5 protein-coding genes, 1 tRNA gene and 1 pseudogene are annotated in these 5,834 nt (G+C 71.7%); 4 read left to right on the top strand and 3 right to left on the bottom strand.

The genetic code is table 11. From position 1 onward, the window contains the following. Positions 1 to 303: 303 nt before the first annotated feature. From NCC78_RS32255 to NCC78_RS26440, 3 genes and pseudogenes are all read left to right on the top strand, one after another. Positions 304 to 447 (top strand): annotated as a pseudogene (locus tag NCC78_RS32255) (excisionase family DNA-binding protein); the annotation flags it as partial. After that, positions 444 to 728: a hypothetical protein gene (locus tag NCC78_RS26445; protein ID WP_250797858.1), complete on the top strand. Its 285-nt coding sequence runs from the start codon at positions 444 to 446 to the stop codon at positions 726 to 728. The pseudogene NCC78_RS32255 and the gene NCC78_RS26445, both read left to right, overlap by 4 nt. A 30-nt stretch (positions 729 to 758) precedes the next feature. After that, positions 759 to 1,586, top strand: coding sequence for a tyrosine-type recombinase/integrase (locus tag NCC78_RS26440; protein ID WP_250797857.1), 828 nt, complete (start codon positions 759 to 761; stop codon positions 1,584 to 1,586). 92 nt (positions 1,587 to 1,678) lie between these two features. Here NCC78_RS26440 and NCC78_RS26435 read toward each other — a convergent pair. Further along, a tRNA-Thr gene (locus tag NCC78_RS26435) sits at positions 1,679 to 1,755 on the bottom strand. Positions 1,756 to 1,889: 134 nt separating this feature from the next. On the opposite strand from NCC78_RS26435, the gene NCC78_RS26430 reads away from it, so the two are divergent. Beyond that, complete coding sequence (locus tag NCC78_RS26430) at positions 1,890 to 3,638, top strand: metallophosphoesterase family protein (protein WP_308220956.1); 1,749 nt, start codon at positions 1,890 to 1,892, stop codon at positions 3,636 to 3,638. Positions 3,639 to 3,788: 150 nt separating this feature from the next. On the opposite strand, the gene NCC78_RS26425 is transcribed toward NCC78_RS26430, so the two are convergent. Continuing rightward, positions 3,789 to 4,628 carry a PSP1 domain-containing protein gene (locus tag NCC78_RS26425; protein WP_250797855.1) on the bottom strand — a complete coding sequence of 280 codons (840 nt, stop codon included), beginning with the start codon at positions 4,626 to 4,628 and terminating at the stop codon, positions 3,789 to 3,791. 434 nt (positions 4,629 to 5,062) lie between these two features. Next, entirely contained in the window at positions 5,063 to 5,749 is a 687-nt protein-coding gene (locus tag NCC78_RS26420) for a hypothetical protein (protein ID WP_250797853.1), read from the bottom strand. Between the last annotated feature and the right edge of the window lie 85 nt (positions 5,750 to 5,834).

The following is a 5,834-nucleotide window of genomic DNA, read 5'->3' as shown; positions in this document are numbered from 1 at the left end:
TCGGCGCCCGACCGTTCAACTGGCGATACACCAAGAGAGACCTCGACGCCCTGCTCAAACGACTCGCCGCCCACGAGTTCCTACCCGCCGCCGCGTGACCCCCGACGAATTACCGACGAGAGGCACTAAGCGCCAGCCAACTCTGTGACTCACCCAAAGCGGCGCCTGTGCGCCGGATTGCGGTCCCTCCCGCAGGTCTCGCAACGCACCAGGTGGCGTCGAGCGGACGTGTCGCCGGCGCGGCACCGCAGGCAAGCGCTGGCGGTCAGATCATCGTGATCATGTCAAGCATCCGAGGCAGCCGTCTTGCTTGGCGTAGGACGTACCAAGGTCTACGAACTAATGGCCAGTGGCCAGATCGCCTCGATACGGATCGGCCGGTCTCGCCGCATTCCCGCGAACGCGCTCTGGGCCTTCGTCGAGGCATGCCAGCAGGAGGCGGCATGAGCGGCAAGCGGCGTGGCCATGGTGAAGGCTCCATCTACCAGCTGCCGGACGGGCGTTTCCGGGCAGCGATCGATCTTGGATGGAGCAACGGCAAACGGCGGCGCAAGTACGTAACCCGCCGCACTGGCGCCGAGGTGGTCAAGGCGCTCAAGGAGATGACCGTTCTCGCTGAGACTGGCCGGCTCTCCACGAAGAGGGTGCCGACCCTGGCGCAGTGGATGGAGACCTACCTGTCGGAGGTCGCCTCCGCCAAAGTACGGCCATCCACCCTGCACCGGTAGCGGGAGGAGGTTGAGCACCACATCGGGCCGATGCTCAGTCGGCACCGGCTCGACAAGCTGGCCCCGGCACACCTGACCTCCTTCTACCGGGATCGGGTGACGGTTCTGTCGGTCGGCAGTGTCCGACGCATGCACGCCAATCTCCGTCGGGCGCTCAACGTGGCGGTGCGATGGCAACTGATCCACAGCAACCCGGCTGCTCTCATGGAGCCGCCCTCATTGCCCCACGTAGAGGTGCGGCCCTACTCGCTCGCCGAGGCGCGACGCTTTCTTCAGGCTGTCGACGGGTTGCGGCTGGAAGCTCGTTGGCTCATCGGGATAGCGCTCGGGCTTCGCCAAGGCGAGGTCTTCAGACTGCGGTGGGATGACATCGACCTCACTGCTGGAACGCTGCGCGTGCGCGGGCAGTTGCAGCGCGATCCCGATACGGGTGGTCTGGTCTTCGTGGAAACGAAGACTGCCCGGTCTCGTCGGACTCTTCCCCTGCCGCCGACCGTGCTAGTGGCACTCCGCCGCCACCAGGAGCGCCAGGCAGCGGAGCGGTTCGACGCCGACACGTGGGCTGATCCGGGTCTGGTCTTTGCCACGGCCGTTGGCACGCCCATCCATCCGCGTAACGACTACCGGTCGTTCCGGGAAATCATCCGGCGGGCCGGCCTTCGGCAGGTTCGTCTTCACGACCTGCGGCACACTGCAGCTAGCGTCCTTCTCGCCCAGGGCGTACCCGCCCGCGTGGTGATGGAGATCCTCGGTCACTCTCAGATCAGCGTCACTCTCAACATCTACGCACACGTGGCCCCTGAGGTTGCGCGGGAAGCCGCGTCACGGTTGGAGGGGGCGCTGTGGTCCCGTGAGTAGGTTGGCTGCTCGCTTGGCTGCTCGGCCTGGCGATGGCAATCGAAAGGCCCAGGTCATGATCGGCGATCAAGCCGGTGACCTGGGCCTTTCTATGGAGCCGCCTGACGGAATCGAACCGTCGACCTACGCATTACGAGTGCGTCGCTCTAGCCGACTGAGCTAAGGCGGCAACGATCGTCAAGTGTACGGCACGACCGGTCCCGGACCGAACGGGCCACCCGCCCCGCCGCCGGACCGGACACGGGGCGCGAACCGTCGTACGCCGGACAGCGCTGCCGGCTGGTCGGGGCTACGCTGCGGCGGGTGAGCGACGATCATGCCCCCGCCGCGGATCCGCCGCAGGACAGCCCGCACGCGAGTGAGGCCGCCGGTGGGCGGGCGGCGCGCCGGCCGCGGAGCACCAATCCGCGCGAGCTGGGCTTCACCCCGCGCAAGCCGGTGCCGTGGCTCGCGCCGTTCCTGCTGATCAGCACCGGCATCCGTACGCTGCTGGCAATGCTCTTCGGGGCGTACCTGGACAAGCGGGAGCTGCAGAACGCGTTCGGCGACGGGATCTTCCGCCAGGTCGGGCCGGACGGCGGGCTCTGGCTCGACTACGTCGCCGACCTGGGCGACGGCTTCAACGCCACCTACTCGGTGGCCTGGCTGCTCGCCCAGCCGGAGCTGGAGGTGGACGGGCACCGGCTGCCGCGGGCGCAGACGCTGGTGATGGGGGGCGACCAGGTCTACCCGTCGGCGGCCTTCGAAGCGTACGAGGACCGGTGCAAGGGCCCCTACCAGGCCGCGCTGCCGGTCACCCCGCCCGAGCGGCCCACCCTCTTCGCGGTGCCCGGCAACCACGACTGGTACGACGGGCTGACCGCGTTCCTGCGGCTCTTCGTCCGGTCCCGGGACCGGCACTTCGGCGGCTGGCAGACCGGCCAGTCCCGCTCGTACTTCGCCGTCGAGCTGCCCGCCGACTGGTGGCTGCTCGGCCTCGACGACCAGTCCGGGTCGTACCTCGACGATCCGCAGCTCACCTACTTCGACACCGTCGCGGAGAAGCTGGGCCCGCGGAGCCGGGTAATCCTGGCCGTGCCGGCACCGACGTGGGTCAAGGCCGTCGACCACCCCACGGCGTACGACTCGATCGACTACTTCATCCGCACCATCGTCGCGCCCACCGGGGCGCAGGTGCGGCTGCTGATCTCCGGCGACCTGCACCACTACGCCCGGTACGCCAGCCCGGACCGGCAGCTGATCACCTGCGGCGGAGGCGGCGCGTACCTCTACCCCACGCACAAGCTCCCGGAGCGGATCGAGGTGCCGCCGCCGGACACCCTGGCCCGGCGGGCCAGCGTCTCCCGCCCGTACGACCTGGCGGGCCGTTATCCCGACGCCGCCCGCTCCCGGCGGTACGGCTGGGGCATCTTCGGCCGGCTGCCGTTGCGCAATCCGGGCTTCACCACCCTGCTGGGCACCCTGCACACGCTGCTGATGCTGGCGATGGCCGGGGTGGTGTCCAACCGCAGCGGCACCGAGCAGCGGCTGTTCAGCGTGCCGCTGGTGGTGATGCTGGTCGTGGCGCTGCTCGGCGCCGCGTTCTTCGCCAAGCCGCCCAGCTCCGGTGGGAAGCGGCACGCCCGGCACTGGGTGCTCGGCGTCGGCCACGGCCTGGCCCACGTCGGGTTGGCCGCCGCCGGCACCTGGGCCTGGCTGGCGCTCCCCTTCTACGACTGGCCGTGGCCGCTGCCGGCGGTCGCGGCGGCGGTGCTCTACGGCCCGGTGAGCGGGCTGGTGGCCAGCCAACTGGTGGCCGCGTACCTGCTGATCGCGGGCGGGTTCGGGGTGAACGTCAACGAGCTCTTCGCCGGCCAGGGCATCGAGGACTCGAAGGCGTTCCTCCGGCTGCGCATCGACCCCGACGGCACCCTGACGATCTACCCGGTCGCCGTGGACCGCGTCGGCCGCGCCTGGCAGGTCAACCCCGACCAGTCCCCCGGAGCCTCCTGGCTGGCCCCGAAGCGTCCACTGGACCCCCACCTGGCCGAGCCCCCCATCACCCTGACCTGACTGTCCCACCACCCCTGCCGTGCCCCCGCCCTGCCTGGCCCCGCCCTGCCCTGTTGATCAAGAAGTTCTGGGTCCGCCAGGGCTCGATCCCCGACGCAAACCTCGTCAACTCAGGCGAGCAGGCGAGCAGGCGGGTTGGGGGGGTGAGGGTCAGGGGGTGTAGTGCTGGTCGTGGGCCTGGCGGGGGGCGCAGACGGAGGCTCGGGAGCAGGAGCAGCGGGAGCCGTCGGCGTCCATGCGCACGGTGACCGAGTCGCGCGGGACGCTGTGGCCGACCACCCGGCCCTCGCCCTCCGGCGTGGAGACCCGGGCGCCGATCGCCGGGGCGGATTCCTGGAACCGCTGGTAGAGCGGGTGCTCGTACTTCAGGCAGCACATCAGCCGCCCGCACGCCCCGGAAATGCGTAGCGGGTTGAGCGGGAGGTCCTGGTCCTTGGCCATCCGGATGGTCACCGGCTCGAAGTCGTTGAGGAAGGTGGCGCAGCAGAGGTCGCGGCCGCAGGAGCCGATGCCGCCCTGCACCCGCGCGGAGTCCCGGGCGGAGAGCTGGCGCAGCTCGACCCGGCAGTGCAGCGTCGCACCGAGGTCGCGGACCAGCGAACGGAAGTCGACCCGGTGCGGGGCGGTGAAGTAGATGGTGCTCCGCTCGCCACCGCCTTCGGCGGTGCTGAGGACATGGTCGACCGCCACCACCTTCATCGGCAGGCCGTGCTCGCGGATCAGCCGCTTCGCCGCGACCTTCGCCTCGGCCTTGCGCCGGCGCAACGCCTCGTCGCGGCGCAGGTCCTCTTCGCGCGCCAGCCCGGCCAGCCGGGGAAAGCCCTCGGTCTCCTCGGAGACCCACTGCGCGGCCCAGACGCACTCGGCCACCTCGGGCCCGTCGTCGGTGGGCACCAGCACCTTGTCGCCGACCCGGGGGCTCAGCTCACCGGGGTCGAGGTAGTAGAGGCGCCCGTACCGCTGGAAGCTGACCGCGCAGAGCATGCCCATGCCCCTCACCCTACGACGACCGGACGGTCGCGGCTCGGCTGGCCGTCGTGACGCGACTACACCGTGCAGCCATCCACAACCGTCACATCGACCGATGGTCCGCCCATCTCGTCGTGCCGACGCTCCTCGCCCAGACGGCTGATTCCTGCCCGGCACGGGCGACAAACGGGCCGCCGGGGCGTTGAGTGGAGGCAGACCTGCGGGGGGTGCAGGGGGAGGCCACGGCGTCGTCGCCGGAGCCCGGCCGTGCCGGCGCTCGCGAGCGCGACGCCGTGAGCCCTGCCCGGGGACGACCCAGCACATCCAGCGCGCCACGCCGCGGATGGCCCAGCGCAACACCCCGCGCGCCATGCCGCAGGCAGCCCAGCGCCACCCCGTGCGCCATGCCGCCCAGCGCGCACCGTCGGTCCGGCGGCAGGCAGGCGGGACCGGCGCTACCAGCCGACCCGGGTCGGGGTGTCGTAGCGGGGGCGGTCGGACACCGGTGCCCGCCAGCGGGACTCCGCCAGGCTCGGCGCCCACTGCCGCAGCAGCGTCTCCGCGCCGTCGTACGCGACGCAGAGCACCGCCAGCACGCGGGCGGCGATCTCGGCGGCCTCGGCCCCACCCGGCCCGGCCGGCCCCCGGCTCCCCGAGGCGCCGAGGGCCACCGACGTCGCCGCCACCACCGCCACCGCCTCGGCCGAGCGCAGCACGTCGGCCAGCGCCCGGGCCAGCGCGAGCCGGCTGCCCTCCACCCAGTCGGCGAGCGCGTCGGCGTAGCCCGCGGTCGACTCCAGCCGCCCGACCAGGCTCTCCGGCCCCTCGTCCAGGTGGTGCAGCAGCGCCACCCGGGCCTGCCCGTACGCCGACGCGGCCGGACCGGACCAGAGCACCGGGTCGGTCAGCGCCGCGGAGACGTCGTCGTAGCCCCGGACCAGCCGGCGCACCGCGTTGCCGGCACCGGCCAGCGGTGCGGGATGCAGGTCGAGGAAGCCCTGGACCGCGTCGCCGGGGAGCACCTGCATCCGGCGCAGCAGCGGCCAGACCCGGTGCCCGTCGGGCGCTCCGGCGGCGAGCAGCGTGTCGACCCGGCGCAGCAGGTCGAGACCGGGCTCGGCGAGCCGGTCCAGCGCGTCCATCACGCCTCCCCGGTCAGCCGACGCCGGGCGGCGCGGTCGGACTCGGCGTAGTTGTCGGTCCGCGTGATTCAGGCCCGCACCGGCC

The organism is Micromonospora phytophila (assembly GCF_023656545.1).
Classification (GTDB): domain Bacteria; phylum Actinomycetota; class Actinomycetes; order Mycobacteriales; family Micromonosporaceae; genus Micromonospora; species Micromonospora phytophila.
Note: the sequence above shows the minus strand (reverse complement) of the source record. Positions and strands in the feature narration are given on the sequence as shown.